The 25710-nt window shown below is 66.4% G+C and carries 24 protein-coding genes and 2 pseudogenes; 14 read left to right on the forward strand and 12 right to left on the reverse strand.

The window, feature by feature from the left end; genetic code table 11:
• The first annotated feature begins 312 nt into the window (after window positions 1–312).
• Together speB and G3A50_RS21345 are read left to right on the forward strand one after the other, a co-directional pair.
• A complete protein-coding gene (speB, locus tag G3A50_RS21340) occupies window positions 313–1368 on the forward strand; it encodes an agmatinase (protein WP_163077107.1) in 1056 nt (351 codons plus the stop codon).
• On the forward strand, window positions 1368–2165 hold the full coding sequence (locus G3A50_RS21345) for a carbon-nitrogen hydrolase family protein (protein WP_163077108.1): 798 nt from the start codon (window positions 1368–1370) through the stop codon (window positions 2163–2165). Before speB ends, G3A50_RS21345 begins: the two co-directional genes overlap by 1 nt.
• Window positions 2166–2233: 68 nt before the next feature.
• On the opposite strand, the gene oxlT is transcribed toward G3A50_RS21345, so the two are convergent.
• On the reverse strand, window positions 2234–3547 hold the full coding sequence (oxlT, locus tag G3A50_RS21350) for an oxalate/formate MFS antiporter (protein ID WP_163077109.1): 1314 nt from the start codon (window positions 3545–3547) through the stop codon (window positions 2234–2236).
• Between the two features lie 646 nt (window positions 3548–4193).
• On the opposite strand from oxlT, the gene G3A50_RS21355 reads away from it, so the two are divergent.
• From G3A50_RS21355 to G3A50_RS21385, 7 genes are all read left to right on the forward strand, one after another.
• A complete protein-coding gene (locus G3A50_RS21355; protein WP_210255189.1) occupies window positions 4194–4337 on the forward strand; it encodes a hypothetical protein in 144 nt (47 codons plus the stop codon).
• A 217-nt stretch (window positions 4338–4554) separates the two neighbouring features.
• Complete coding sequence (locus G3A50_RS21360) at window positions 4555–5907, forward strand: MFS transporter (RefSeq protein ID WP_163077110.1); 1353 nt, start codon at window positions 4555–4557, stop codon at window positions 5905–5907.
• A 319-nt stretch (window positions 5908–6226) separates the two neighbouring features.
• Complete coding sequence (locus G3A50_RS21365; protein WP_163077111.1) at window positions 6227–7015, forward strand: GntR family transcriptional regulator; 789 nt, start codon at window positions 6227–6229, stop codon at window positions 7013–7015.
• A 3-nt stretch (window positions 7016–7018) separates the two neighbouring features.
• Window positions 7019–7822, forward strand: coding sequence for a transporter substrate-binding domain-containing protein (locus G3A50_RS21370; RefSeq protein WP_163077112.1), 804 nt, complete (start codon window positions 7019–7021; stop codon window positions 7820–7822).
• 109 nt (window positions 7823–7931) lie between these two features.
• On the forward strand, window positions 7932–8603 hold the full coding sequence (locus G3A50_RS21375; RefSeq protein WP_163077113.1) for an amino acid ABC transporter permease: 672 nt from the start codon (window positions 7932–7934) through the stop codon (window positions 8601–8603).
• Window positions 8604–8613: 10 nt separating this feature from the next.
• Window positions 8614–9273: an amino acid ABC transporter permease gene (locus G3A50_RS21380; protein ID WP_163077114.1), complete on the forward strand. Its 660-nt coding sequence runs from the start codon at window positions 8614–8616 to the stop codon at window positions 9271–9273.
• The gene (locus G3A50_RS21385) at window positions 9251–9976 is read left to right on the forward strand and encodes an amino acid ABC transporter ATP-binding protein (protein ID WP_163077115.1); all 726 of its coding nucleotides are present in this window, start codon (window positions 9251–9253) and stop codon (window positions 9974–9976) included. Before G3A50_RS21380 ends, G3A50_RS21385 begins: the two co-directional genes overlap by 23 nt.
• Window positions 9977–10122: 146 nt before the next feature.
• On the opposite strand, the gene G3A50_RS21390 is transcribed toward G3A50_RS21385, so the two are convergent.
• The 5 genes from G3A50_RS21390 to G3A50_RS21410 all read right to left on the reverse strand — a co-directional run bounded on the left by G3A50_RS21390 (window position 10123) and on the right by G3A50_RS21410 (window position 14885).
• The gene (locus G3A50_RS21390; RefSeq protein ID WP_163077116.1) at window positions 10123–10806 is read right to left on the reverse strand and encodes an aspartate racemase/maleate isomerase family protein; all 684 of its coding nucleotides are present in this window, start codon (window positions 10804–10806) and stop codon (window positions 10123–10125) included.
• Window positions 10807–10814: 8 nt separating this feature from the next.
• Window positions 10815–11921, reverse strand: a complete 1107-nt coding sequence (locus tag G3A50_RS21395; protein WP_163077117.1) for an ABC transporter ATP-binding protein — start codon at window positions 11919–11921, stop codon at window positions 10815–10817.
• 65 nt (window positions 11922–11986) lie between these two features.
• Window positions 11987–13057 (reverse strand): extracellular solute-binding protein, encoded by a 1071-nt coding sequence (locus G3A50_RS21400; RefSeq protein WP_163077118.1) that lies wholly within the window; start codon window positions 13055–13057, stop codon window positions 11987–11989.
• Between the two features lie 39 nt (window positions 13058–13096).
• Complete coding sequence (locus G3A50_RS21405; RefSeq protein WP_163077119.1) at window positions 13097–13891, reverse strand: ABC transporter permease; 795 nt, start codon at window positions 13889–13891, stop codon at window positions 13097–13099.
• Window positions 13892–13904: 13 nt separating this feature from the next.
• On the reverse strand, window positions 13905–14885 hold the full coding sequence (locus G3A50_RS21410) for an ABC transporter permease (RefSeq protein ID WP_163077120.1): 981 nt from the start codon (window positions 14883–14885) through the stop codon (window positions 13905–13907).
• Window positions 14886–15023: 138 nt separating this feature from the next.
• Here G3A50_RS21410 and G3A50_RS21415 point away from each other — a divergent pair, with 138 nt between their 5' ends.
• Window positions 15024–15995, forward strand: a complete 972-nt coding sequence (locus tag G3A50_RS21415; RefSeq protein WP_163077121.1) for a LysR family transcriptional regulator — start codon at window positions 15024–15026, stop codon at window positions 15993–15995.
• 88 nt (window positions 15996–16083) lie between these two features.
• Here G3A50_RS21415 and G3A50_RS21420 read toward each other — a convergent pair whose 3' ends face one another.
• The 6 genes and pseudogenes from G3A50_RS21420 to G3A50_RS21445 form a co-directional block, all read right to left on the reverse strand.
• Window positions 16084–16998, reverse strand: coding sequence for an SRPBCC family protein (locus G3A50_RS21420; RefSeq protein WP_163077122.1), 915 nt, complete (start codon window positions 16996–16998; stop codon window positions 16084–16086).
• 28 nt (window positions 16999–17026) lie between these two features.
• Entirely contained in the window at window positions 17027–17776 is a 750-nt protein-coding gene (locus G3A50_RS21425; protein WP_425483428.1) for a phosphoenolpyruvate hydrolase family protein, read from the reverse strand.
• Window positions 17777–17832: 56 nt separating this feature from the next.
• Window positions 17833–18402: pseudogene (locus tag G3A50_RS22745) on the reverse strand (branched-chain amino acid ABC transporter permease); the annotation flags it as partial.
• Window positions 18402–18647: pseudogene (locus G3A50_RS21435) on the reverse strand (ABC transporter permease subunit); the annotation flags it as partial. The pseudogenes G3A50_RS22745 and G3A50_RS21435, both read right to left, overlap by 1 nt.
• Complete coding sequence (locus G3A50_RS21440) at window positions 18584–19483, reverse strand: phosphoenolpyruvate hydrolase family protein (RefSeq protein ID WP_343037844.1); 900 nt, start codon at window positions 19481–19483, stop codon at window positions 18584–18586. The pseudogene G3A50_RS21435 and the gene G3A50_RS21440, both read right to left, overlap by 64 nt.
• A 337-nt stretch (window positions 19484–19820) precedes the next feature.
• On the reverse strand, window positions 19821–20852 hold the full coding sequence (locus G3A50_RS21445) for a LacI family DNA-binding transcriptional regulator (RefSeq protein ID WP_163077125.1): 1032 nt from the start codon (window positions 20850–20852) through the stop codon (window positions 19821–19823).
• A 149-nt stretch (window positions 20853–21001) separates the two neighbouring features.
• On the opposite strand from G3A50_RS21445, the gene G3A50_RS21450 reads away from it, so the two are divergent.
• Genes G3A50_RS21450 through G3A50_RS21465 form a run of 4 tightly spaced genes read left to right on the forward strand, consistent with a single transcriptional unit; the run spans window position 21002 to window position 25710 of the window.
• Complete coding sequence (locus G3A50_RS21450) at window positions 21002–22060, forward strand: sugar phosphate isomerase/epimerase family protein (protein WP_163077126.1); 1059 nt, start codon at window positions 21002–21004, stop codon at window positions 22058–22060.
• Window positions 22057–23211 carry a Gfo/Idh/MocA family protein gene (locus G3A50_RS21455; protein ID WP_210255190.1) on the forward strand — a complete coding sequence of 385 codons (1155 nt, stop codon included), beginning with the start codon at window positions 22057–22059 and terminating at the stop codon, window positions 23209–23211. Before G3A50_RS21450 ends, G3A50_RS21455 begins: the two co-directional genes overlap by 4 nt.
• Window positions 23208–24722 (forward strand): sugar ABC transporter ATP-binding protein, encoded by a 1515-nt coding sequence (locus G3A50_RS21460; protein WP_163077127.1) that lies wholly within the window; start codon window positions 23208–23210, stop codon window positions 24720–24722. Before G3A50_RS21455 ends, G3A50_RS21460 begins: the two co-directional genes overlap by 4 nt.
• Window positions 24715–25710 carry an ABC transporter permease gene (locus G3A50_RS21465; protein WP_163077128.1) on the forward strand — a complete coding sequence of 332 codons (996 nt, stop codon included), beginning with the start codon at window positions 24715–24717 and terminating at the stop codon, window positions 25708–25710. The genes G3A50_RS21460 and G3A50_RS21465 overlap by 8 nt, the downstream gene beginning before the upstream one ends.

Consider the following 25710-nt stretch of genomic DNA (forward strand, 5'->3'; position numbering starts at 1 on the left):
GCCCGGCTTTTGAGGAGGGCCGTTGAATTTACTCCGCGTTGGCGAAGCTGGAAAGATTCCAATATGTGGGCGCAATCTGACTTTCCAGAGGCACCACGTTCGGAAACTTGCCAGAACGGGCACTGGATATGATCGCTCGTTAGGCAATACGGCGGCGACGGCGCACAGGATCACAGCAGCGATGGGTCTCTCGACCGCCCGCAGCGGGGCACCTATGCGACGAAGGAGGGCGGGACCGAGGCCAGATGCCCCCTCCCCGGCGCGACACGACGCGGATAGTCTAACCTCACCAAGCAGCATGATGAGGCGACGATGTCCGACCAGGAAAAGCTCGAACGGCTCCGGGCCAAATATGGTTCCATTGCCGGAGGCGTGATTTTTGATCCTACCTTCAAGCGGGTGGCCGAGCTTCAGTTCAAGGGCGGCGACAAGCGGGTGTGGCCGTGGGCCAACCCGGCCATGCTGCTCGATGCGCCTTATCGCCCCGACGCGCCCGAGCTGCCCGATTTCGGCGGGCTCGACATCGCGCTGATCGGGGTGCCGATGGATCTGGGCGTCACCAACCGTGCCGGCGCCCGGCTCGGCCCGCGCGCGGTGCGGGCGATCGAGCGCATCGGGCCTTATGAGCACGTTCTGGGCATGGTGCCGTCGGCGGACGTGAACGTGGCCGATATCGGCGACATGCCGTTCACCAGCCGGTTCAGCCTGGAGCAGTGTCACGCCGACATCGAGGCCTTCTTCAAGAAGGTGGTGGCGGCGGGAGTGATTCCGCTCGCGGTGGGCGGCGACCACTCCATCACCGGCTCGATTCTCAAGGCGGTGGGCGAAAAGCGCCCCGTGGGCATGCTGCACATCGACGCCCATTGCGACACCAGCGGTGTCTACGAGGGGTCGAAATTTCACCATGGCGGCCCTTTCCGCAAAGCCGTGCTGGACGGCACGCTGGACCCTGAGCGCACCATCCAGATCGGCATTCGCGGCGGCGCGGAGTTCCTGTGGGAATTCTCCTATGAGAGCGGCATGACCGTGGTCCACGCCGAGGAAGTGACCGGCATGGGTGTGCCGGCCATCATCGAGAAGGCGAAGCAGGTACTGGGCACCGGGCCGGTCTATGTCTCCTTCGACGTGGACAGCCTCGACCCCGCCTTCGCGCCCGGCACCGGCACGCCGGAAATCGGCGGGCTCACCACGCGCGAGGTGCTGGAGATCTTCCGCGGCCTCAACGGGCTCGACGTGATCGGCGGCGACGTGGTCGAGGTGGCGCCCCAGTACGACGCGACCTCCAACACCGCCCATGCCGGCGCGCAGATGCTGTTCGAGATCTTCTGCATGGCGGTGACCGCGCATCAGGCACGGCGCGGCGCCTGATGCGGATCGCGCTGTGGCAGACGGCGGGCGATGGAGCGAATCGCCCGGCCGCCAATCTCGACCTGCTGGAGGCGGCGGCCGCACGGGCGGCGGCGGGCGGCGCCGACCTGCTGCTGGCGCCGGAGATGTTCCTCTCCGGCTACAATATCGGGCCGGCGGAAGCCGATCGCCTCGCCGAGCCGGCGAACGGACCGAGCGCGCAACGCGCGGCCGACATCGCCCGGCGTCATGGCCTCGCGCTCTGCTACGGCTATCCCGAGCGCGGCGAGGACGGGGTGGTGTACAACGCCGCCCTGCTGCTCGACCGGACGGGCGCGCGCCGGCTGAACTATCGCAAGGCGCATCTTTTCGCGGCGCTGGACCGGGAGATGTTCGCGCCCGGCGACGTGCTGACGGCGACAACCGTGCTGGACGGCCTGAAGCTCGGCATTCTCATCTGCTACGACGTGGAATTTCCCGAAGCGGTGCGAGCGCTGGCGCTGGCCGGGGTGGACCTTGTGCTGGTGCCGACCGCCAACATGAAGCCCTATGACGCGGTATCGAACCTCGTCGTGCCGACCCGCGCCTTCGAGAACGGGCTGTTCGTCGCCTATGCCAATCGCTGCGGCCGCGAGGGCGAACTGGACTATGTGGGACTGAGCTGCGTGGGGGACCCGAACGGCGGCAATCTGGTGATCGTGGGCGAAGGCGAGGAGCTGCTGTTCGCCGATATTCTCCCCGAGCGCATCGCAACCGCGCGCCGCTTCAACTCCCACCTCAAGGACCGGCGGCCAGAGGTCTACGGCTCCCTCGTCTGAAGGGCCTCAAAAGGAAGGGGCGCGCCGGCCGGGTGGCTGGCGCGCCCCTTTTTTGTCATCATGCGTGATCAGTGAGCCGGCGACTGCTGCGCCCCGACCGGGGCCGCGGCGAGGCCCTGGGCCTCCACGGCGCTGGCCGCGATGAAGCGCGTGCGCAGCGGCTTCAGCACGAACAGGGCGAGAAGAGCCGCCGTCGCGTTGAGGCCGACGGCGATGGCGAACACCGCGTACCAGCCATAGAACGACGCCAGGATGCTGGCGAAGGGCACCAGCAGCGCCGCCGTACCCTTGGCGGTGTAGAGCATGCCGGCATTGGTGGTGGCGAACTTCGAGCCGAAGGTGTCGCCGCAGGTCGCCGGGAACAGCGAGTAGATCTCGCCGAACACGCCAAAGAAGCACGCCGTGGCGATGACGAACACGTAGGGGTTCGAACCGTGGAAGACCATGATCAGCAGCATGCAGGCTGCGGTGCCGAAGGCGATGAACATGGTGTTCTCACGGCCGATGCGGTCCGACACATAGCCGAAGATCGGGCGGCCGAAGCCGTCGAAGATACGGTCGAGCGAAATCGCCAGCGTAAGCGCCGCCGCCGAGATGCCCAGGATGCTGACCTCGGTGGTCGCCACGCCCAGATCGTGAGCGATCGGCCCGATCTGCGCCGCGGCCATCAGGCCGCCCGAGGCGACCATGACGAACATGAGGTAGAGCAGCCAGAACACCGGCTTGGTCACGGTCTGCGAGGGCTGATAGTCCACCTTGCTCTGGGGGATGCTCAGCGCCTTCTTCGGCGCCGCGATCTTGAACTTCGGCGGGTACAGGAACTGCGCCACGACCAGAACGATGAGGCCCTGCCCGATGCCGAACCAGAAGAAGGCGGTCTGATAGCCGGACGACGCGATGATGTGCGCGATCGGCACGACGGTCAGGGCCGCGCCGGCGCCGAAGCCGGCAGCCGTCGCGCCAGCCGCGAGGCCGCGGCGATAGGGGAACCACTTCAGCGCGTTACCAACGCAGGTGCCATAGACCGAACCCGCCCCGATGCCGCCGAAGATCGCGCCCGCATACAGCATGAAGAGCGAGGTGGCGTAGGAGTTGATGACCCACGACAGCGCGATCATCACCGCACCGAAGGACAGCACGATGCGCGGGCCGTAGCGGTCGACGAACCACGCCTCGACCGGCACCAGCCAGGTCTCGGTCAGCACGAAGATGGTGAAGGCGGTCTGGATCGCCGCGCGGCCCCAGCCATGTGCCTGGTCGATCGGATCAACGAAAAGCGTCCATCCGTATTGGAGATTGGCAATCATCGCCATGCAGATGATGCCGCACGCGAGCTGGAACCAAGGTTCCCAGGCGCGCGTGGTCGTCGCGTTGTTTTCCATTGGATTTCCTCGACCTGTGGTTGCCGCACGGCTCTTGAGGCGGCCGCTTCCGACGCGGGCGCTCATGCGTCCGGGTTTCATTCAAGGTGTGCCGCATCGAAGAACGCTCGTCGGGTCGCACCTGCCGGAGTTTTGTCGAAATTCGACATTCCCCAAGGTCAAAAACTGACCTTTAGTAAAGCAACCCCTCATTCCTCATGCGTCATTTCTTCCACATAAACATCATTATCATGTCTTCGTTTGCGCGCAATATCCATAATACCAATAGTTATTGACGTAAGGACAACGTCTACACTGTAAATAACGATGTAATGAGTTACTTAACGTCAGTTACATGTGTGTCTCGGGAATGTGATAGCTCACGCCGTATTGGCGATCTTCTCGGAATGAACTGACGCAGGGTCGCTGCTGAATTGCAGAACACCGGTCCCGCCCCTCACTCCACGTCAGGTGCACTTTCGACACGAAAGCGTCGCGGGCGCCGTTGCGTCAGGCGCGGTGCGGGGCCGCCGAGCACTGTTGCCTCCCGGCCAGCCCCCCCTCCCGACCCGCGTCGCGCGGTCATGGAACCCGGTGCTACCTCCGCGCGTTCGAGTGATGCCGGGACGCAACGCTCCATTCCACGCCACCCGGCGAGGAGAACATGATGAATCGCACGGTACTCGGCGCTCTGGTGGTCATTCTGGCCGTTGTCGCGGGGGTTTTCGCCTACCGCGCCTATGAGCGTGACCAGAACAGCTTGCAGATCGAAGTCGGCCCGCAGGGCGTGAAGGTCGACCCACCCGGCTGAACGTGCGACGCCGGACGGTACCCGGCAGATCTCGCGGCAGATCCCGCCTGCCCCTTGCCGGCGGCTCTCCGGCGCCTCGGCACTCCCCCGCCGCGACGGACCTAAAGTATAAGTGCCGCAGGCTTCAAGGACGTGATCGATGCTCTAAAAGGGCGACCGGAGTAATTTTCGGTCGCTCGCGCCCTGATCGTGTGGGCGGCCATCGGAGCATTCACCCATGTCGTCCCCGTCTGTCGCCGCGCCTGCGGGCGCTGTCGTCGCCAACCCGCGGTCCCGTGTCATCCTGGCCAGCCTGATCGGCACCACGATCGAGTTCTACGACTTCTACGTCTACGCCACGGCCGCGGTGCTAGTGTTTCCGCACCTGTTCTTTCCCGCCGGCAACGAGACGACGGCGCTGCTCGCCTCCTTCGCCATCTTCGGCGCCGCGATGGTCGCCCGTCCGCTCGGCGCGATCTTCTTCGGCCATCTGGGTGACCGGCGCGGGCGCAAGGCGACGCTGGTCGGCGCGCTGCTGACCATGGGGCTGGCGACATTCCTGATCGGCGCGCTGCCCACCTATCCGCAGGTCGGCTGGTTCGCGCCCGCGCTGCTGGTGGTGATGCGTCTGGCGCAGGGATTCGCGCTGGGCGGCGAATGGAGCGGTGCGGCGCTGGTCGCCACCGAGAACGCCCCGCCCGGCAAGCGCGCCATTTATGGCACCTTCCCGCAGCTTGGCGCGCCGCTGGGGTTCATCCTGGCCAACGGGCTGTTCCTGCTGATCGCCGCCGCCATGCCCTCGGAGGATCCTTCGCGTCCCTCCGACGCGTTCCTGTCGTGGGGCTGGCGCATTCCCTTCCTGTTCTCGATCGTCATGGTCGTCGTCGGCCTCTGGGTGCGGCTGAACCTGGTGGAGAGCACCGCCTTCGAAAAGACGGTGAAGGCCGGCAAGCTGCGATCGATGCCGCTTGCCGCCGTGTTCCGTGACCATTTCCGCGAGGTCATGCTGGGCACCTTCTACATGCTCGCGACCTATGTGCTGTTCTACCTGATGACCACGTTCTCGCTGAGCTATGGCCGGGCGGCGGTGGACGCGAAGCTGCCGGGGCTGGGATACGACTACACGACCTTCGTGATGATGATGATCATCGGCGTCGTGTTCTTCGGCATCTTCACCATGGTGTCCGGCCCCTGGGCCGAGCGCTGGGGGCGCCGCCGCACGCTGATCACGGTGACGCTCGCCATTCTCGTCTTCGGGCTGCTGTGGGTGCCCATGTTCTCGATGGGATCGTTCGGCGTGATGGCGTGGCTCATCCTCGGCTTCAGCCTGATGGGCATCACCTTCGGGCCGATGGGCGCGCTGCTGCCGGAGCTGTTTCCGGCCAATGTGCGCTACACCGGCTCGGGCATCGCCTACAACATGTCGTCGATCCTCGGCGCGGCGGTCGCCCCGTTCTTTGCCGTGGCGCTGTGGAGCCTGGGCGGGGGAAGCCCGTTCTGGGTCGGTGTGTATCTCTCGTCCATGGCCCTGCTGACATTGATCGCCCTGCTGCTCGGCAGCGAGACGCGGGACGTCGACATCGAGGCGTGAGCCCGGTCCTCATCTGACGACGAACGGGGCGGTCCGGACCGCCCCGTTTTCATTTGCAGCCCCACCCTGCCGCGCGAGGGTCGCCGCCGCGCGGGGAACTGACGTGGGAGCGGCTCGCCCGCACGCCCTCGCCCGAGCCTAGCCGCGCCAGCCGCGCGACGATCCCCCGCTGTCGGACGGCACCCGCGCGCACTCTGCCCACGCCTGCCGGACGGCACCCGCCGACATCCGCGAAAGACGCTTGCACCGCGCGCAAACCCGCACCAACTGGCACATCCTTTGCTTTTCAGTCTTGTATACAAGTTTGTGAGCAACAGTGATGAACCCGTCTACCGCCAATATCGAAGAGGCCATCCTCTCCGCCATCCTGGCCGGCCGCATCAATCCCGGCACGCGGCTCGGCGAGCAGAAGCTGGCGGACCTGTTCGGCGTGTCGCGCACCCGCGTGCGGGAGGCGATGATGCGGCTCGAAACCCGTGGAATCGTTCAGGTCAGCGCCCGGCGTGGCTGGTTCGTGGTGGAGCCGTCGGCGGAAGAGGCGCGCGAGGCCTTCCAGACCCGCCGCGTGATCGAGACCGGGCTGCTGCAGACCCTGCGCAGCGTGCCGCCGGCGGTGGTGAAGAGCCTCAAGGAACATGTCCAGATCGAGCGCGAGGCCATCGATTCCGGTGACGTGCACTCGCGTGCCTGTCTTCTGGGCGATTTTCACATCCATCTCGCCGACGCTTTGGGCAATCGCCTGCTCACCGAGATCATCCGTGACCTCACCGCGCGCACCACGCTGATCTCGATGCTCTACCAACCGACCGAGAAGGCGGCGGAATCGAGCCACGACCACGAGGACATCGTCGCCGCGCTGGAGAGCGGCAATGTCGAGGCCGCCGCGCAGCTGATGGACGAGCACATCGCCAAGGTCGAGGCGGGGCTGGACCTGACCGCCAAACCCGACCCGCTGGCCGGCCTTCGCGAGCTGCTGACCCCCAACACCTTCGCCGGCACGCCGCCGTCCATTCCGCACGTTCCGATTCTGCCGCAGGCCCGCGCCCAGTCCGGGCACGGCCTCGCGGCAACGCAGACCCGCCGTCCCCCAACCCGAAAAAAGGACTGACACATGAACTGCAGGACTCTGTTCAATCGCCGGACCCTTCTGGCTCTCGTCGCCGGCACCGTGGTGGCCACACAGGCGCCGCTGCACGCCCGCGCCGACGCGCTCGCCACCATCGAGGCCAACAAGGTGATCCGCATCGCGGTGCCACAGGACTTCCCGCCCTTCGGCACGGTCGGCACCGACATGCAGCCCAAGGGCTACGACGTCGACATGGCCAAGCTCATCGCCGACAAGCTCGGCGTGAAGCTGGAGCTGGTGCCGGTGACCAGCGCCAACCGCATTCCCTACCTTCAGACCAACAAGGTCGACCTCGTCATCTCCAGCCTCGGCAAGAATCCCGACCGCGAGAAGGTGATCGACTTCACAATGGCTTACGCGCCGTTCTTCAACGGAGTCTTCGGCCCAGCCGATGTCATGGTGAAGGACGCCAAGGGCCTCTCGGGCAAGACGATCGGCGTGACCCGTGGCGCCATCGAGGACCTGGAGCTGACCAAGATCGCCCCGGCCGACGTGACCATCAAGCGCTACGAGGACAATAACGGCACCATCTCCGCCTTCCTGTCCGGCCAGGTCGATCTGGTCGCCACCGGCAATGTGGTCGCCGCCGCCATCATCGAGCGCAACCCGCCGAAGAAGCCGGAGATCAAGTTCCTGATCAAGAACTCACCCTGCTACATCGGCCTCAACAAGGACGAGCCGGCCCTGCTGGCCAAGGTCAACGAGATCATCACCGCCGCCAAGAAGGACGGCGCGCTCGACGCCATCTCCGAAAAGTGGCTCGGCGCGAAGCTGCCGGCCGAGCTCTGATCCCTCCGCCGGCCCCAACCGCCCTGCTCCCGCGCGCCGACGCGGCCACGAGAGCAGGGCCTGAGGGCTCGACGCGTTCAAACGGTGGTTCCTCGCGGGAGTTCACGGCATGAACTACGCATTCGATTACGGCTGGCTGCTGGTGTACTGGCCAGTCCTGCTCAAGGGCATCGGCATCACCGTCGAGCTGACCCTGGTGGGTGGCGTGCTCGGCGTCTCGCTCGGCATTGCCTGCGCGTGGGCGCGGGCGCTGGGGCCCGGCTGGCTGCGGCCTGTCGTGGCCATCTATGTCGAGATGATCCGCAACACGCCGTTCCTGATCCAGCTGTTCTTCATCTTTTTCGGCCTGCCCGCGCTCGGCGTGCGCATGGGCGAGCTGGAGGCGGCCAACCTGGCCATGGTGATCAATCTCGGCGCCTATGGCTGCGAGATCATCCGCGCCGGCATACAGGCGACACCCAAGGGGCAGTTCGAGGCCGGGGCGAGCCTGGGCATGAGCCGGATCCAGACCTTCTGGCACGTCATCCTGGTCCCGGCCCTGCAACGGATCTGGCCGGCGCTGTCCTCGCAGATCGTGATCGTGATGCTGGGCTCGGCGGCGGTGTCGCAGATCGCGGCGGAGGACCTGACCTTCGCGGCGAACTTCATCCAGTCGCGCACCTTCCGGGCCTTCGAGGCCTACTTCGTCACCACGCTGATCTACCTCGCCCTGGCGATCGCGCTGCGCCAGATCCTGCGCGGCCTCGGCTGGACGATCTTCCCAAGACGCGCGACGCGGTGAGGAGGCGGACATGAACGATTTCACCATCTGGGACATCGTGCGCAACCTGCTGCTGGCGGCGCGCTGGACGGTGGCCCTTTCCATCGTCTCCTTCATCGGCGGCGGCCTTGTCGGCGCGGGACTGCTGTTCGCGCGCATCGGCAAGGGCCGCGCCGGACAGATCCTGGTGCGGACCTATGTCGAGCTGTTCCAGGGCACGCCGCTGCTGATGCAGCTGTTCCTCGCCTTCTTCGGGCTGGGCCTGTTCGGCATCGATGTGCCGGCCTGGCTCGCGGCCGGGCTGGCGCTGATCCTGTGGACCGCCGCGTTCCTGACCGAGATCTGGCGCGGCTGCGTCGAATCCATCGCCAAGGGCCAGTGGGAGGCCTCGTCGAGCCTGGGCATGGGGTACATCCAGCAGATGCGCCACGTGATCCTGCCGCAGGCGCTGAAGATCGCCGTGCCGCCCACGGTGGGCTTTTCGGTGCAGGTGGTGAAGGGCACGGCGCTGACCTCCATCATCGGCTTCGTCGAGCTTTCCAAGGCCGGCACCATCGTCACCAACGCCACCTTCGAGCCCTTCACCGTCTATGGCGTGGTCGCGCTCATCTATTTCTGCCTGTGCTGGCCGCTGTCCAAGTCTTCCCAGATCCTCGAGAGGAAGCTCAATGTCGCTCATCGAAATCACTGAAGTGAAGAAGCGCTTCGGCGACAACGAAGTGCTGAAGGGCATCAATATCGACGTCGCGCCCGGCGAGGTGATCGCCATCATCGGCAAGTCCGGCTCGGGCAAGTCGACCCTGCTGCGCTGCATCAACGGGCTGGAGAGCATCGACGAGGGCTCGATCTCGGTCGCCGGCGCGCAGCTGCTGCCAGACGAGCTGCACCTGAAGGCGCTGCGCCTCAAGGTCGGCATGATCTTCCAGCAGTTCAACCTGTTCCCGCACCTCACGGCCGGCCGGAACGTCATGCTCTCGCAGATGGTCGTCAAGAAGACGCCACGGGGCGAGGCGGAAACGATGGCCAAGAAGATGCTGGAACGCGTCGGCCTCGGCCACAAGTTCGACGCCTATCCGGACGAGCTTTCCGGCGGCCAGCAGCAGCGCGTCGCCATCGCCCGCGCGCTCGCCATGCAGCCCATCGCCCTGCTGTGCGACGAAATCACCTCGGCGCTCGACCCCGAACTGGTCAATGAAGTGCTCGCCGTGGTGAAGGAACTGGCCTCGGAAGGCATGACGCTGCTCATGGTGACACACGAAATGCGCTTCGCCCGCGACGTGTGCTCGCGTGTGGTGTTCATGCATCAGGGCCGCGTGCACGAGATCGGGCCGCCCAATGAGGTGTTCGCCGCCCCGAAGACGCCGGAGCTGCGGCAGTTCCTCGGCATGCTGTAGGCGCCCTCGCCTCTGCAACGACCGTCGCGGGAGGGGTCCACTTACGCGGCGGTCACCCGCCCGCTCTCGGGTTCCGCCGGAGCGGACGCCGAGGCAGCGAGAGCGCTGGGCAGTCGAGGCCCGCGGCCCGCGGCCGGAGCGCGGGCCTATGAGGCGGCGGCCAGTGCCGGCAGGCTGCCGAGCGCCTTCATTATGCCAAGCGCCGCTGAATCGAGAACCGGGATGTGCAGATCCCTGCGCGGGCAGCCGGCAAGGCGATGGCCGGCGAGATTGGTGCTCCAGACCAGCACGGCGTCCAGCGTCGCGGTCGACGCCAGTCGCAAGGCGTGCGCCTCGATTTCATCGGGCTGGACGTTCGCCGCCTCGAAGTTGTCGCTGATGTCGAAATTGTGCCCGGCCACGATCTCGATCCCCTCGCTGGCGAAGGTCTGCCGCAGCCGCCTGCCGTCCGCCTCCCCGCCCTGCGCGACCAGCCCGATGCGACGCAGATTGCTCTGCCGGAGATGGTCGACCGTCGCCAATGCCGTGGTGGTGCAGGCAATGCCGGTCTCGGCCTCGATCATCGCCGCGAGCTGGCGGTCCGGCTCGAACCCGATCAGCGCCCCGCGCGTCGCATTCCAGAGAATGACGTCGGGCTGGGCTTGCGCCAGCATCTGCGCCGCTTCCCGGAAGGCCTGCATGGTGTAACCGTCCGGCGGATGCCCGCCATAGGGCACGCGGGTGAAGCACGCATCGATGCCCGGCAGGTCGTCGAGAATGTCGCGGGTCACGCGTTCGACCACACGGTTCGACGAGGGCAGGATGATCCCTATGGCACGGGGAATGCGCATCGGCCGGCTCACTGTTCGCGCACCACCAGCGTGCGCGCCGCCGACCAGCTGGCCGACCAGACCTCGCCCACGCACGGCGCCATGGTCGCCGCCTCCTCGATCGGGATGGACGCCTGGAACTCCAGCTCATCGTTGATCCTGAGCCAGACGGCGAGAGCCTGCCCCTTGAACAGGCTGCGCAGAATGGTTCCACTGACCACGTTGGCGGCGGCGGACGCGGGGCCCGGCGCCAGCCTCACGCATTCGGGCCGGATGGCCACCGCCACCCTGTCCCGCGCGACGCAGTTGTTGGCGATCGCGCTTTCGATCAGATGGCCATGGGCCGTCTTCAGAAGCGTGCGCCCGCCCGCCTTGTCGATGATCTCGGCGGGAAGGAAATTCGACGTGCCGATGAAGTCGGCGACGAAATGGGAGACCGGACGATCGTAGATGATCCGGGCACTGTCGACCTGCTCGATACGCCCACCCCGCATCACCGCGATCTGGTCGGCGAGAATGAGCGCCTCTTCCTGGTCGTGGGTGACCAGAATGGTGGTGAGGCCGAGTTCATTGCAGAGCTGGCGCAGCTCGATCTGCATCTCCTCGCGCAGCTTGCGGTCGAGCGCCCCGAACGGTTCGTCGAGCAGCAGCACGCGCGGCCGGTAGACGATCGCCCGCGCCATCGCCACCCGTTGCTGCTGGCCGCCGGAAAGCGCCGCCGGCATGCGGTCCTCAAAACCGGCGAGCCGCACCAGCGCCAGCGCCTCGCGGGCACGCTGGCCGATTTCGGCCTTCGGGACGCCGCGCATGGAAAGGCCGAACGCCACATTTTCCAGCACCGTGAGGTGGGGGAAAAGCGCGTAGTTCTGGAACAGCATGCCGAGATTGCGTCGATGCACCGGAAGACTGGTGACCGAGGCGCCGTCGATGGTGATGTCGCCCGCCGTCGGCGTCACAAGGCCGGCGATCATGCGCAGCGTCGTGGTCTTGCCGCAGCCGGAAGGCCCGAGCAGGGCGAGGATTTCCCCGCCTGCGGCCGTGAGGTTCACATCGCGCACCGCCTGGATGTCGCCATAGGAACGGCAGATGCCGGTAAGGCGGACCTCGCCGCCGCTGGCGAATGTCGAGCTTGCCATCTCGTGTCTCCAAGGGTGCGCCGTGGCGGAGCCGCCGGGTGGGCGGCTCGCGCTCTCAAAGACGGTCAGACGGCGAAGATGCCGTTGAGCTTCTCGGTCCAGCCCGAGCGGCGGGCGTTGATGTATTCCCAGTCGGGCGTGAACAGGCCGCGCTTGTCCATCTCCGCGACCGGATAGGCGAGATATTTCAGCGTCTCGGGCGAGAACTCGATTCCGGAGACCGGAGGGGCCGTGAGCGCGTATTCGGAGAACGCCTTCTGCACCGCGGGCTCCAGCATGCGGTTCATGAAGGCGACCGCGACGTCCCGGTTCGGGCCGTCCTTCACCAGCACCTGGCAGTTATTGCCGGCGAACGAGCCTTCCGAGGGGAAGCTCATCGTCACCGGCGCGCCCTTGGCCGTGTAGGGATAGACGTACTTCGACAGCTCCAGCAGGCCGATGTCGGCCTGGCCCTGCGCGACCTCGTTGGCGGCCTGCGGGCCGTTGTCGAACAGGTTCATGATGTTGGGCTTCAGCGCGGCGACCTTGTCGAAACTGTCGTCCACCAGATACTGCGCCTCGGCGAACGGCTTGCCGGACTTTACCGCCGCCGCGACGATGAGGAAGAAGACGGAGGGCGTGTTCTTCGGGCTGACGAGCTTCAGCTTGCCGGCATATTCGGGCTTCCACAGCTCCGCATAGCTGGACGGCGGCGTGATCGAGGTGTTGTGGAACATGCTGCCCACAGAGATCGCCACTGCCGTGCCCCAGCCGTCGAAGCCGAAGCGCGGATACAGGTTGGCAAGCGCCGGCATGTCGGCGGCCGGCAGCTGCTCGATCAGGCCTTCGCTCTTGCAGATCGGGATCGCCACGTCATCGATGAACATGACGGAGAATTTCGGATTGGCCTTGGTCGCGCGCATCTTGCCGACATTGGCGAGGGTGAAGCCCTCCTCCGCCGTGACCTTGCAGCCGAAATCCTTCTCGAAGGCCGGGATGATGTTCTTCTTCACGAACTCGCCCTGCGAGCCGCCCCAGATGCCGATCTGGATTTCCTTGCCCTGCGCCCAACCATTGCGCACGAACCCCATGGGAGCGGCGAGCGCGCCGGCGCCGAGGACAAGCTTGCCGAAACCACGGCGAGAAATCTGTGTCATGACCTGTTCCCTTGTTCTGGTTTGATTTGTCGCCGGCCGTCAGCTCGCAAGCCGCGCCAGGCTGAGCCCGAAGACTTTTTCGATGACGAGCACGAGGAGGAGCGCGAAGAGGATCATCAGCGACGCGATCGCCGCGATCGAAGGATCAAACGAGCGCTCGATGACGGTGTAGAGATAAAGCGGCACCGGGAAGTGGTTGCCGTCGGCAAGCCACATCGAAACGGGATAGTCGTCGAAGGAGACGATGAAGCAGAAGATGCCGCCCGCCATGATGCCGGGACGCACCTGCGGCCACACCACGCGGGCCGCCACCACATGAGGTGGGGCGCCAAGCACGGCGGCGGCATCCTCGAGATTGCGGTCCACCAGCAGAAGGCTCGCCGACACCGAGCGGATGACATAGGGCAGGCACACCACGGTGTGGCCGATCACCAATTGCAGCAGTGTCGCCCGTGAGCCGAGCAAGGCGAAGAGCTGGAGCAGCGCGACGCCGGTGACGATGAGCGGCACGATGAGCGGCGACAGGATAAGGCCGAGAACCGCGTCCTGACCCGGCACCTTGTAGCGCGTGAGCCCCGCCGCGCACGGCACCCCGAGCAGCAGCGACACGCCCGTGACGATGGCTGCCAGCTCCAGCGAGAACAGGAAGCTGCCGCGCGCCTCCGGATTGGCCAGCACCTCGCCATACCATTTCAGCGTGAACCCCTGGGGCGGGAACACGATGTAGGGCGTGTCGGAAATCGACATCAGCAGCGGCACCACGAGGGGCGTCACGACCACCAGAAGGATGAGGCCGACCACGACCTTGAGCAGCGGGCTGACATCGTCGTTCATCGCACGCGCTCCTTCACCGGGCGCCGGCCGTCCAGCGCGCGAAGCGCCGGCTGACCAGCTTGAGGAAGATGAGGTTGGAGGCCAGCACCAGGGCGATCAGTAGGGTCGAGATCGCCGCGCCGAAGGGCCAGTCGTTCAGCGTAAGAATCTGCTGTTCGATCAGCGTACCGAGCAGCGGCGAGAAATTGCCGCCGAGAATCTGCGGCGTGACATAGGCCGCCGCGCTGAGCGAGAAGACGAGCGACACGCCGACCGCCAGTCCCGGCAGGCTGAGCGGCAGAATGATCTTCAGCAGCACCGACAGCCGCGTCGCCCCTGCCACCCGCGCCGCCTCCTCCAGGGAGCGGTCGATCCGGCTGATGGCGCCCGCGATGGGCATCACCATGAACGGCAGGTAGACGTGCACACAGGCGATCAGCACCGCCCATTCGGTGTAGAGCAGCATCGGCGGATCGCTGAAGCCGAGCAGCTTGAGCAGCCAGGCGAGCGCGCCGGTCTTGTTGAGGATGGTCTGCCAGCCATAGGAGCGCACCACCACGTTCACCAGCAGCGGCGCCAGAATGGTGATGGTGACCAGCCTCGCCAGCGAGGCGCTGCCGCGCGCAATCGCGATCGCCAGCGGATAGGCGAACAGCGCCGCGAAAAAGCTGGTCATCAGGGCGATGCGCACGGTGCGCAGCAGGATGCGGAAATACAGATCCGTGGAGTAGAGCCGGATGTAGTTCTCCAGCGTGAAGCCATCGACCGTCACCCCATCGACGACCCGCGCCGTCAGGCTGAGATAGACCATGGTCAGCACCGGCCAGACGAACCAGACCGCCAGGAACAACACGGTGGGGGCAACCAGCAGATAGCCGGTGCAGCGGGCGCCGGCGAGCCGCTGCCAGATGCGGCCGAGCAACGGCCCGGCCAGAGACTCTCTCGCACGGTCCTGCCCGCCATCCAGACTGGACGGTGGGCGGGTGGGCACGTCGAGGCTCTCAACGCGGCTCATCGGCGGTTCCCATCGGTGGCGGAACGAGGATTTGACCAGCGCCTTCCCGGTTCAATCTGACGGGGAGGTTCGGCCACAACCGCATTGCCGTCCAGCGCAGATTCAGCAACAGTCCATTCGAATAATTAGGATGGCATCATGGCCCGCGCCTTTCTGGTTCCCGCGTCGCTGCGTTATCTCGACCAGGTCGCCCGCTCCGGATCAATCCAGAAGGCGGCGAAGGAGCTGAACGTCGCCGCCTCGGCGATCGATCGGCAGATCCTGCTGCTGGAACAGGAACTCAATGTCGAGCTGTTCGAGCGCCTGCCGCGCGGCATGCGGCCCACCTCCGCCGGCGATGCGCTGGTGACGCTCGCCCGGCGCTGGCGGATGGATGAACGGCGCGTGGCCGCCGACATCAAGCAGCTTCAGGGGGTCGACCAGGGCCATGTGCGGCTGGTGGCCATGGACAGCCACGCCAACGGCTTCCTGCCCCATTTCATCGAGCGCCTCGCCGCCGAGCAGCCGCGCATCTCGCTGGAGGTGGAAATCGCCAGCCCCGACGACGCGCTGAGCGCACTGCTGTCGGGAAGCGCGGACATCACCGCCATCTTCAATCTCATGCCCCGCCGCGACGTTCATGTGCACTGGACCACGGAGCTGCCTTTCGGCTGTGTCGTGGCCCCCCAGCACCCGCTGGCAAAGGGCGCGACGGTGAGCCTTCAGGAAGTGGTGGCCCACCCCATCGCGTTGCAGAGCAAGGCTCTGATGATCCGGCGCTATCTCGACGCCCGCTATGGCTGGCTGTTCTCGGACCCGCAAAAGGCGCTGGTCACCAACTCGCTCCAGCTCGTCAAGCAGCTGGCGCGCGGCGGGCGCTATGTCGCCTTCACCTCGGAACTGGATGCCGCGCCGGAGCTGGCCGCCGGCACGCTGAAGTTCCTGCCCGTGCGCGACAAGGGCGCCGAGCCGCAAAGCGTGTCGATCGCCATCGACGCCCGAAAGCCGATCTCGCGCATCGGCCGCATCGTCGCCAGCGTGCTCACCGATGAGATTCAGCTGGCCCTGAAGAACGCGCGCACGTCCGCGCTCCCGGACCCGTTGCCGGTCCCGGAGCCACCAGAGGCCTGAGCACGCGCAAAGCAGCCGCGGCAGCGCCGCGCCCGAAGAAGGTTCCCCGGGCGCGGCGCTGTCCCTTTCAAGGCATGCGCAGCGCTGGCTAGGCGGCGTTGTCGAACCGCGCGTTCAACGTGTCGAAGGCGAGCTGGAACACGTTTTCATGCACGGTGGGAATGAGCGCCAGATCATCCTGCGGTGTGGCGACCCAGTCGGCGGTCCAGACGGCAAGCGTGGTGTCGTCCGCCGTCACGCGATAGAGCCGCAGGCCGGCGTGATAGTTGAGCCAGGGCATCGGGCTGAGGTTGATCTTGTAGCGGAAGGCGGTGTCGCGGTCGGACAGGTAGGTAAGCTGCTCGTGCAGCTGTCCCTCGCCGAACAGGAAGTCGCGCACGCCGCCCACCTTGTCGCTGCGGGCGCCGTCCAGCATGTTCATCCGGTGAATGTCCGGGTGCCAGTCCACCATGCCGGCGAAGTCGCGCACCGCCGCCCAGGCGGTGGCAAGCGGGGCGTTGATGCGGGAGGCGCAATAGACCTTGGCGGGCCGAAGCCCCTGCCAGCGCGCCCCCTGCGGCGAGGGTATTCCGGCCACTTTCTCCGCGAGGGCGGCAAGACCGGTAGCGAACACCCCGTTGGAGACGACGTCGACATATTTGCCGGCCTCCTCCGGCGCTTCGTCGAAGCTCGCCTCCCAGATCGCCAACGTTTCCTCGCCCGTGGTGAGCGGGATGAGCGTGAACCGTGCCTCGTAATTCTCCACCGGAAAGGCCGGGGTCTCGAAATTATAGGCAAAGGCGTAGCGGCTGTCGTCGAGTTCCAGCAGCCGCTCGCGCACCAGAGTGCCATCGCCGAGATGGAAGGCCCGCACGCAGCCGACCACGTCGGCGTCGAGCCCCTCCTCGATCACACTGTCGACGATCGCCGGGTGCCACTCCGGCAGCGCGTTGAAGTCGCGCACCAGCGCCCAGACCGCCTCGACGGGCGCGGGAATGATGCGGCTCGCATAGGCTCTCGCCATCTTGTCTCCTCCCTGGGTGGCCCCGCCTCTAACGGGCGATGGCCTTGAAGCGTCGGGTCTGGTCGGTCAGCGCCTGTTCGGTCGGCAGGCGCTCCATGCTGCTGGCGCCGTAGAAGCCGTGGATGCTCTCGCAATGGCGAAGGACATAGGCGGCTTCGTCCGGCTCCGCGATCGGCCCGCCATGGCACAGCACGATAACGTCCTTTCGCACCGAGCGCGCGGCGGCCGAGATGGAATCGATGCGGGCGACGCAGTCGTCGAGCGTGAAGGCGGTCTCGGCGCCGATCGCTCCGCCCGTCGTCAGGCCCATATGCGCGACGATGATGTCGACGCCGGCCGCCGTCATCGCTCGCGCCTCGTCCTCGTTGAAGACGTAAGGGGTGGTGAGCAGGTCCTTTTCATGCGCCATGCGGACCACGTCCACTTCCAGCCCGTAGCTCATCCCGGTCTCTTCCAGATTGGCACGGAAGGTGCCGTCGATCAGCCCCACGGTGGGGAAGTTCTGGATACCGGAAAAGCCAACGGCCTTTATCTGCTCAAGGAAGTAATCGAACGGGCAGAACGGGTCGGTGCTGTTCACGCCAGCGATCACCGGCGTGTGCTTCACCACCGGCAGCACTTCGCGCGCCATGTCGAGCACGATCTCGTTGGCGTTGCCATAGGCCAGCACGCCGGCGAGCGAACCGCGCCCGGCCATGCGATAGCGGCCGGAATTGTAGATGACGATGAGGTCGATGCCGCTGCCGGCGATGAGCCCGGCGATGCCGAAGGCCGCCACCTGATGCTCGCCACATGGAAGCCCAGCGCCGCCAGCCGGCGCGGATTGTCGCGCGTGGCCTGCAGGGCGAGGCTGAACGGGGTGGTAGCGAGAAAGGTGACGAGCGCGTAGCACGCCAGCGCGGCCGCGAGGCACAGCCAGTAGAAGGCGCGCGGACTTTCGAGCGACAGTCCCGGAACGCTCGGCGCCGCCACCTGCGTGAAGCCGGTGAAACCGTTGAACAGCGCGTAGTTCTGCAGCGCCAGATAGTAGAAGCCCATGGCAATGGCGAGTGTCAGCATCAGCGTGTAGATGCCGCTGGTTCGCACCGAGATCAGCCCGACCAACAGCCCGGCGAGGGTCGACAGGCCGAGGGCGATCACGACCGCCGCGGGCCAGGGCAGCAGCAGGCCAACGCCGGCAACAGGCGCGGTGAAGTAGGCAACCGCATAGCCGGCTACGTCCGCCAACGCCATCTGGCCGAGTGACAGCATGCCGCCGAACGCCGCCAGAAACAAAAGGCTAAGCGCCACAGTACCAAGACCGAGCGTGCGTCCACCGATCTGCTGGACCCAAAAGTCATTAGCCACATAAGGACAAGCGACAAGCGCGAGCAGAACCGCGATACACAGAGGGGCGTTGACCATCAGACCGCCCTCCCCATCAGGCCCTGCGGGCGGACGGCCAGTACGGCGACCATGATGGCGAAGGTGTAGACCACGCCATAGGTGGGCGTGTAGGCGAGCCCATAGGTTTCCGCCAGCGCCACCAGCAGCGCGCCGATGGCCGCGCCCGAGAGCGAGCCCATGCCGCCGACGATCACCACGATCAGCGAGGACAACAGGTAGCGCGCATCCTCGCCGGGCGAGATGGACAGCACCGATCCGCCGAGCGCAGGGGTGGCGAGCACCCATAGCGCCGGCCCTGCCCGAGCACGGCGTCCTGTATGGCCTCAAGGCGGCGGCTCAACACGTTGACCGACTTGTATTCCGACGGCGCATCGGAGACCGCGGCTTCCAGCGGCAGCCGATCGATGGTCGAACCGCCGATGTAGCCATCCGCCTTTCCCGCCTGGCACACGGTGGCCGCGTTCTCGGGCGTGTCGATCGGCCCGCCCTCGACCACGCACAGCACATCCTGCCGCCGGCGCCGCACCCGCTCGAACGCGTCCGATGCGGCTTCGGCGGCCTCCGCCAGACTGACCGTACTGGGCAGACCCTCGCGCCCGCCGACGTTCCAGCCGAAGTTGAGACAGATGACATCGACATCGGCAGCGGCCATCACCTCGGCCTGCTCGGCGGTGCGAACATAGCCAACCGCCATCAGCCCCGCCCGCTTCGCCAGCTTCAGCATCTCGACCTCACGTTCGAAGCCGAGACCAAGGCGCGCGAGACCGGCCTGCATAAGCGGGTCGAGATGGATCGAGGTTGGGAAATTGGCGATGCCGGCGAAACCGTCCTTGGCGACGCGATCGACCAGATCCGCCAGATCCTCGCGCGGATCGAAAGCCGAGGCGCCGAACATGACCGGCACCGAGACCTTTCCCAGGATTTCGGCGCTGGCGAAGGCCCGGACCATCTCGTTGGCGTCGTGGATCGGCAGCATGCAGGCGATGGAGGGGGCGCCCATGACCCGCACGCGGCCGACGTTGAGAGCCAGCAGGAAATCCGCGCCGCCACGCTCCGCCGCCTTGGCGATCATGCCCGTGCCGATCGCCGCGCCGATCAGAAAGGGTCTGGTTTCCGAGGGGTTCCCGCGCTGGCTCCCGCCTTGACTTCATGGCCGCGCAGTCAGCTCGCGGGGTAGCGCGGCATGGAAGGACGGGCACCTGGGAGGGATGATCGCACGACAGACACTCGTCTATGCGGACGTGGCGCCGGTACCGGGAGCCTGTCGGCCAAGATCTCGCGCCATCGATGCCCCTTGCTTCCGTGACGAGCCCGAAAGCACCGGGACGTCCTCCTCTCGAAGAGAGCAGAATATGCTGCCACCTGCGATTTATGGGGCGAAAGAGGCGGGACATGTACCGCCTCGACGGGACGCCCGAGGGCGCGGATGGGAACGGCTAGCGGTCGCGCGGCGGCGCAGTGCTGGCGCGGATGACCAGCTCGACCGGGAGGATGACATCCTCGGCCGTATCGGTGCCGCCGATCAGGTCCAGCAAGAGGCTGGCGGCGCGGCGGCCGATGGCGTCGCGCGGCTGGCGGATGGTCGAGAGCGCCGGAGTCATATGAGCGACCAGTTCGATATCGTCGAACCCCATCACTGACACATCATTCGGCACGGAGAAGCCGCGATGCTGCACCTCGCCGATAAATCCGCAGGCCATTGCGTCACTGGCGAAGAACATCGCCCCGGGCCGCTCGTCCTCCGGCAGGGCGAGCCACTGCGCGCCAGCCCGCCGGCCTGAATCCAGCGAGAAGTCGCCCGCCAGTACCAGCGGGGCCGGCAGTCCGCGCGCCTCCAGCGCCTGCTTCAGCCCGGCGAGACGGGCCTGCGTCAGCACATTTTCGGGCGGACCGGCGACATGGCCGATGCGGCGGTGACCGAGTTCCACGAGATGCGCGACGGCAAGGGCGGCAGCGGCGCGGTTGTCGATCTTGACGCGCGGCGCGGACAGGCCGGGTATCCACTCGCAGGCCAGGACCAGCGGCACGTGGCGCTCGAACCTCTCCAGCGGCAGCCCGCCGTCCAGCACGATCAGTCCGTCGGCCCGACTCGGCTCGGCGTAACTCAGGATCGACTCGGCACTCATCGCCCGCGTATCGGCCACCAGTAGGTTATAGCTGGCCGGCGCCAGCACCGCCGACATGCCGGCGAGGATCTGCGAGAAGAACGGGTTCGACAGGTCCGGCACCAGAGCCACCACGCCGCCCGTCCGCCGATGCCGCAAATTGCGCGCCGCATGGTTCAGGCGGTAGCCGGTCGCGCGGATCGCATCCTCCACCACTTCCCGCGCCTGCCGCGAGACCATGTCGGGATTGGAGAGAACGCGGCTCACCGTCGCCGTCGAGACGCCCGCGAGGCGCGCGACATCGGCAAGACGTGGCGCCTTGCGCCTGGCCGATTTCGGCGATGACGGCCCGGTCCGGAGCATGCGGTGTTCCATTCGGCCTCCATACCCGCGCCGAGGGCCCGCTGGCAATCGTCGAGACAGCCACTTGCAAACGATTGCAAACGTCCGATACGCTCCCTGCAAACGATTACAAGAAGTAAGGCTGGACACACAGCCGATTGGGAGGGTGCATGCGGACGATCAAGGGGCCGGGGCTCTTCCTCGCCCAGTTCATGGGTGCGGACGCACCTTTCAATTCCTGGAACAGCATCACCCGTTGGGCGGCGGAATGCGGCTATGCCGGCGTTCAGGTGCCGACCAACGATGCCCGGATCCTCGATCTGGATCAGGCCGCGGCCTCACAAGGCTGGTGCGAGGACTGGGCGGGTGAAGCCCGGGCCAACGGCGTGGTGGTCACCGAACTTTCCACGCATCTGCAGGGCCAGCTGGTCGCGGTGCATCCCGCCTATGACACGATATTCGACGCCTTCGCGGCGCCGGCCGTGCGCGGCAACCCCAAGGCGCGCCAGGAATGGGCGGTCTCACAGGTGAAGAAGGCGCTTACCGCCTCCAAGCATCTGGGCCTGACATCCATGGCGAGCTTCTCGGGCGCGCTGGCATGGCCCTATGTCTATCCCTGGCCACAGCGCCCGGCCGGCCTGGTCGAGGAGGCGTTCGACGAACTCGCGCGCCGCTGGAAGCCCCTTTTCGATCACGCCGATGCCTGCGGCGTCGACATCTGCTTCGAGATCCATCCGGGCGAGGACCTGCACGACGGCGACACCTTCGAGATGTTCCTTGAACGTGTCGGAGGGCATCCCCGCGCCAAGATGCTCTACGACCCGTCCCATTACGTGCTGCAGCAGCTGGATTATCTCGACCACCTCGACATCTACGCCGAGCGCATCGGCATGTTCCACGTCAAGGACGCCGAGTTCAATCCGACCGGCCGCAAGGGTGTATATGGCGGCTATCAGCCCTGGCTGAAGCGTGCCGGGCGCTTCCGCAGTCCGGGCGACGGGCAGGTCGACTTCGCCGCGATCTTCTCCAAGCTCGCGGCCATGGACTTCGACGGCTGGGCGGTCGTCGAATGGGAATGCTGCCTGAAACACCCGGAAGACGGTGCGCGCGAGGGCGCGGCCTTCGTGAAGAACCATATCATCCGCGTAACCGAGCGCGCTTTTGACGATTTCGCATCCTCGGGAACCGACCGCGCCGCCAATCACGGGCTGCTGGGGCTCGACCGATGAGCGCGCCTCCCCTCGCCCCCTCGCCCATTCGCCTCGGGATGGTGGGCGGTGGATCGGGCGCGTTCATCGGCGCCGTTCACCGCATCGCCGCCCGGATGGACGGAGAGTTCCAGCTTGTCGCCGGCGCGCTCTCCTCGACACCGGAGAAATCCCACGCCTCGGCGCAGGCGCTCGGCCTTGCCCGCTCCTATGACGATTTCAGCGCCATGGCGCGCGCCGAGGCCCGGCGCAAGGATGGCATTGAGGCCGTGGCCATCGTGACGCCGAACCACATGCATGCCGGCCCGGCGATCGAGTTCCTCAAGCGCGGCATCCACGTCATCTGCGACAAGCCGCTCACCGCGACCATGGCCGAGGCCAAGAAGCTCGCCAAGGTCGCGGAACGCTCAAACGCGCTGTTCATCCTCACCCACAACTATACCGCCCACCCCATGGTGCGCCAGGCCCGTGCGATGGTCGCAGCCGGCGAGATCGGACGGCTGCGACTGGTGCAGGTGGAATATGTGCAGGAGTGGCTGACACAGGACGCCGAGCATCACGGTTCCAAGCAGGCCGAATGGCGGACCGACCCCGCCAGATCCGGAGCGGGCGGCGCCATCGGCGACATCGGCACCCATGCCTACAACCTGGCTTGCTTCGTCTCCGGCCAGACACCGGAAGCTCTTGCCGCCGACCTCTCCAGTTTCGTGGAGGGCCGACCGCTGGACGACAATGCCCATGTGCTGCTGCGCTTCCCCGGTGGGGCGAAGGGCATGCTCTGGGCCAGCCAGGTCGCGCCGGGCAATGAGAATCTGCTGCGCTTGCGCCTTTACGGCGACAAGGGTGGTCTCGAATGGGAACAGGAAGACCCGAACCGGCTGTGGTTCACCCGCTTCGGCGAGCCGCGCCAGCTTTTCACCCGCAACGGGGCGGGAAGCTGGCCGGAGGCGGCGCGGGTCTCGCGCGTTCCCCCGGGACACCCTGAGGGCTATCTGGAGGCGTTCGCTACCATTTACGCCGAAGCCGCGCGCGCCATCCGCGCCCACCAGCGCGGCGAGACGGTACCCGAAGGCACGACCTATCCAACCCTTGCGGATGGTCTCGCCGGGATGCGCTTCATCGCCGCCTGCGTCGCGTCCTCGAAACGCAACGCCGCGTGGATCGCGCCATGAACACTGCGGCACCGGCGCTTGAACTCGTCGATGTACGCAAGAGCTACGGGCCGATTGAAATCCTGCACGGCATAGACTTCGCGCTCCATGCCGGAGAGGTGCACGCCCTGATCGGCGAGAACGGCGCGGGCAAGTCGACGATCATGAAGATCCTCGGCGGCTTCGTGCCGCCGACCTCCGGCGAGGTCCGGCTCGACGGCAAGGCCGCCCCCTATACCAGCGGCGCCGAGGCCGAGGCCGCCGGCGTTGTGGTGATCCATCAGGAATTCAATCTCGCGGCCGATCTGACCGTGAGCGAGAACATCTGGCTCGGCCGGGAGATCGGCGGCCTGTTCCTCGATCACAAGGCGATGCGTAGGGGTACGCAGGCGCTGCTGGACGAACTCGACTGCTCCATCCGCCCGCAGACCCGCATCCGCGACCTGCCCGTCTCCGACCGGCAGATGGTGGAAATCGCCAAGGCGCTCGCCCGCAAGGCCCGCGTCCTGATTATGGACGAACCCTCGGCCGTGCTGACCCACCGCGAGCTGGAGGTGCTGTTCCGGCAGATCGAGCGGCTTCGTTCACAGAACGTGGCACTGCTCTACACGTCTCACCGGCTCGAGGAAGTGACCCGCCTCGCCGACCGCGTCACCGTGCTGCGCGACGGCGCCGTGGTGCGCCGGGCCGCGCGCGGTGAACTGACCGAGGACGGCATGGCGACCGCCATGATCGGCCGTGATCTTCAGGACATTTATCCGCCCAAGCGCCACCACGCCGGCGAGGTGGCGCTGGAGGTGCGCGGCTTCAGCGTGCCCCCACTGGTACAGGACATCTCCTTTGCGCTCCGGCGCGGCGAGGTGCTCGGGATTTCCGGGCTCATAGGCTCGGGACGGACCGAACTGGCCGAAGGGCTGGTGGGACTTCGTCCGGCCAGCGGCGAAATTCTCCGTAATGGACGGCCGGTCACCATCCGCTCCGTTCGGGACTCGGCTTCCCACGGCCTCGCCTATCTGACCGAAGACAGGAAGGAACGCGGGCTGCTGCTCGACAAGACGCTGCGCGAAAACCTCACCCTTGCAAACCTGTCGCGCTTCGGCACGCCGTTTCTCTCGGACACACGCGAGGACGCGGCGCTCACCAAGGCCATCGCGGATTTCGACATCCGGGCGCCGCGCCGCGACATGCGGGTCGGCAATCTCTCGGGTGGCAACCAGCAAAAGCTGTTGCTGGCCAAAACCCTGCTTTCCGACCCTGAGATCCTCATCATCGACGAACCGACGCGCGGCATCGACGTCGGCACCAAGAGTCAGATCTACGCGTTCATCGACGTGCTCGCCGCCGAGGGCCGCAGCGTGATCGTGATCTCGTCCGACATGCCGGAAATCCTTGGCTTGTCGGATCGTGTGCTGGTGATGCGGCAGGGCCGCCTCGCCGGCGAGCTGAGCGGAGAGCGCGTCACTGAAACCGCCATCGTCCGTCTGGTGATGGGCACATCCGAAGACGTCGGGGAGGAACCCGCCCATGTCTGACGCCGCCGCGCGCCCCCTCAATGGGTTCCGCCTGCCGAGCCTGTCCGCCCTCGGCCCGCTCCTGGCGCTGATCCTGCTCGTCGTACTAGGCGCCCTCCTGAACGACAACTTCCTGTCGTCGGGCAACATCACCAACGTGCTGGCCCGCTCGGCCTTCATCGGCATGATCGCGGTGGGCATGACCTTCGTCATCACCTCGGGCGGGCTCGACCTCTCGGTGGGTTCGATGGCGGCCTTCATCGCCGGGGTGATGATCCTGGCGATGAACGCCCTCCTGCCCTCCATGGGCGTCGGGGTGCCGCTCGTTCTCGCGGGCATGGTGATCGCTCTTGGCGTCGGCCTTCTGGCCGGGCTGACCAACGGCCTTCTCGTCACCCGAGCCGGCATCGAGCCCTTCATCGTGACCCTCGGCACCATGGGCATCTTCCGCTCGCTGGTGACCTGGCTCGCCGATGGCGGGACCATCAGCCTCGACTTCGCGGTGCGCCAGTTCTACCGGCCGGTCTACTATTCCGGTCTGTTCGGGATCGCGTGGCCGATCCTCGTTTTCGCCGCCGTCGCCATTGCCGGGCAGGTCGCCATGCGCCACACGCGCTTCGGTCGCTATTGCGAGGCCATAGGCTCGAACGACAAGGTCGCGCTGTATTCGGCGGTGAATGTCGATCGCATCCGCCTGCTCTCCTATGTGCTGCTGGGGCTGCTCGTCGGGCTGGCGACCATCATGTACGTGCCGCGCCTCGGCTCCGCCTCGGGCTCGACCGGCATGCTGTGGGAGCTGGAGGCCATCGCCGCCGTCATCATCGGCGGGACAGCGCTGAAGGGTGGCTATGGCCGGGTGTGGGGCACCGTCGTCGGCGTCCTGATCCTCAGCCTCATCGACAACATTCTCAATCTCGCCGACCTCGTCTCGCCCTACCTCAACGGCACGATTCAGGGCGGCATAATTGTGCTCGCGGTGGTTCTCCAACGCGGCAAATCATCCGCCTGA

The organism is Ancylobacter pratisalsi (assembly GCF_010669125.1).
GTDB lineage: Bacteria > Pseudomonadota > Alphaproteobacteria > Rhizobiales > Xanthobacteraceae > Ancylobacter > Ancylobacter pratisalsi.

What these genes read in the sequence shown, in the direction of transcription:
- G3A50_RS21465 (WP_163077128.1), top strand. Translation starts at nt 24,715, where the DNA reads ATGTCTGACGCCGCCGCGCGCCCCCTCAATGGGTTCCGCCTGCCGAGC.
- speB (WP_163077107.1), top strand. Translation starts at nt 313, where the DNA reads ATGTCCGACCAGGAAAAGCTCGAACGGCTCCGGGCCAAATATGGTTCC.
- G3A50_RS21450 (WP_163077126.1), top strand. Translation starts at nt 21,002, where the DNA reads ATGCGGACGATCAAGGGGCCGGGGCTCTTCCTCGCCCAGTTCATGGGT.
- G3A50_RS21345 (WP_163077108.1), top strand. Translation starts at nt 1,368, where the DNA reads ATGCGGATCGCGCTGTGGCAGACGGCGGGCGATGGAGCGAATCGCCCG.
- G3A50_RS21400 (WP_163077118.1), bottom strand. Translation starts at nt 13,057, where the DNA reads ATGACACAGATTTCTCGCCGTGGTTTCGGCAAGCTTGTCCTCGGCGCC.
- G3A50_RS21365 (WP_163077111.1), top strand. Translation starts at nt 6,227, where the DNA reads ATGAACCCGTCTACCGCCAATATCGAAGAGGCCATCCTCTCCGCCATC.
- G3A50_RS21375 (WP_163077113.1), top strand. Translation starts at nt 7,932, where the DNA reads ATGAACTACGCATTCGATTACGGCTGGCTGCTGGTGTACTGGCCAGTC.
- G3A50_RS21390 (WP_163077116.1), bottom strand. Translation starts at nt 10,806, where the DNA reads ATGCGCATTCCCCGTGCCATAGGGATCATCCTGCCCTCGTCGAACCGT.
- G3A50_RS21455 (WP_210255190.1), top strand. Translation starts at nt 22,057, where the DNA reads ATGAGCGCGCCTCCCCTCGCCCCCTCGCCCATTCGCCTCGGGATGGTG.
- G3A50_RS21360 (WP_163077110.1), top strand. Translation starts at nt 4,555, where the DNA reads ATGTCGTCCCCGTCTGTCGCCGCGCCTGCGGGCGCTGTCGTCGCCAAC.
- G3A50_RS21410 (WP_163077120.1), bottom strand. Translation starts at nt 14,885, where the DNA reads ATGAGCCGCGTTGAGAGCCTCGACGTGCCCACCCGCCCACCGTCCAGT.
- G3A50_RS21355 (WP_210255189.1), top strand. Translation starts at nt 4,194, where the DNA reads ATGAATCGCACGGTACTCGGCGCTCTGGTGGTCATTCTGGCCGTTGTC.
- G3A50_RS21370 (WP_163077112.1), top strand. Translation starts at nt 7,019, where the DNA reads ATGAACTGCAGGACTCTGTTCAATCGCCGGACCCTTCTGGCTCTCGTC.
- G3A50_RS21385 (WP_163077115.1), top strand. Translation starts at nt 9,251, where the DNA reads ATGTCGCTCATCGAAATCACTGAAGTGAAGAAGCGCTTCGGCGACAAC.
- G3A50_RS21415 (WP_163077121.1), top strand. Translation starts at nt 15,024, where the DNA reads ATGGCCCGCGCCTTTCTGGTTCCCGCGTCGCTGCGTTATCTCGACCAG.
- G3A50_RS21445 (WP_163077125.1), bottom strand. Translation starts at nt 20,852, where the DNA reads ATGCTCCGGACCGGGCCGTCATCGCCGAAATCGGCCAGGCGCAAGGCG.
- G3A50_RS21395 (WP_163077117.1), bottom strand. Translation starts at nt 11,921, where the DNA reads ATGGCAAGCTCGACATTCGCCAGCGGCGGCGAGGTCCGCCTTACCGGC.
- G3A50_RS21420 (WP_163077122.1), bottom strand. Translation starts at nt 16,998, where the DNA reads ATGGCGAGAGCCTATGCGAGCCGCATCATTCCCGCGCCCGTCGAGGCG.
- G3A50_RS21380 (WP_163077114.1), top strand. Translation starts at nt 8,614, where the DNA reads ATGAACGATTTCACCATCTGGGACATCGTGCGCAACCTGCTGCTGGCG.
- oxlT (WP_163077109.1), bottom strand. Translation starts at nt 3,547, where the DNA reads ATGGAAAACAACGCGACGACCACGCGCGCCTGGGAACCTTGGTTCCAG.
- G3A50_RS21405 (WP_163077119.1), bottom strand. Translation starts at nt 13,891, where the DNA reads ATGAACGACGATGTCAGCCCGCTGCTCAAGGTCGTGGTCGGCCTCATC.
- G3A50_RS21460 (WP_163077127.1), top strand. Translation starts at nt 23,208, where the DNA reads ATGAACACTGCGGCACCGGCGCTTGAACTCGTCGATGTACGCAAGAGC.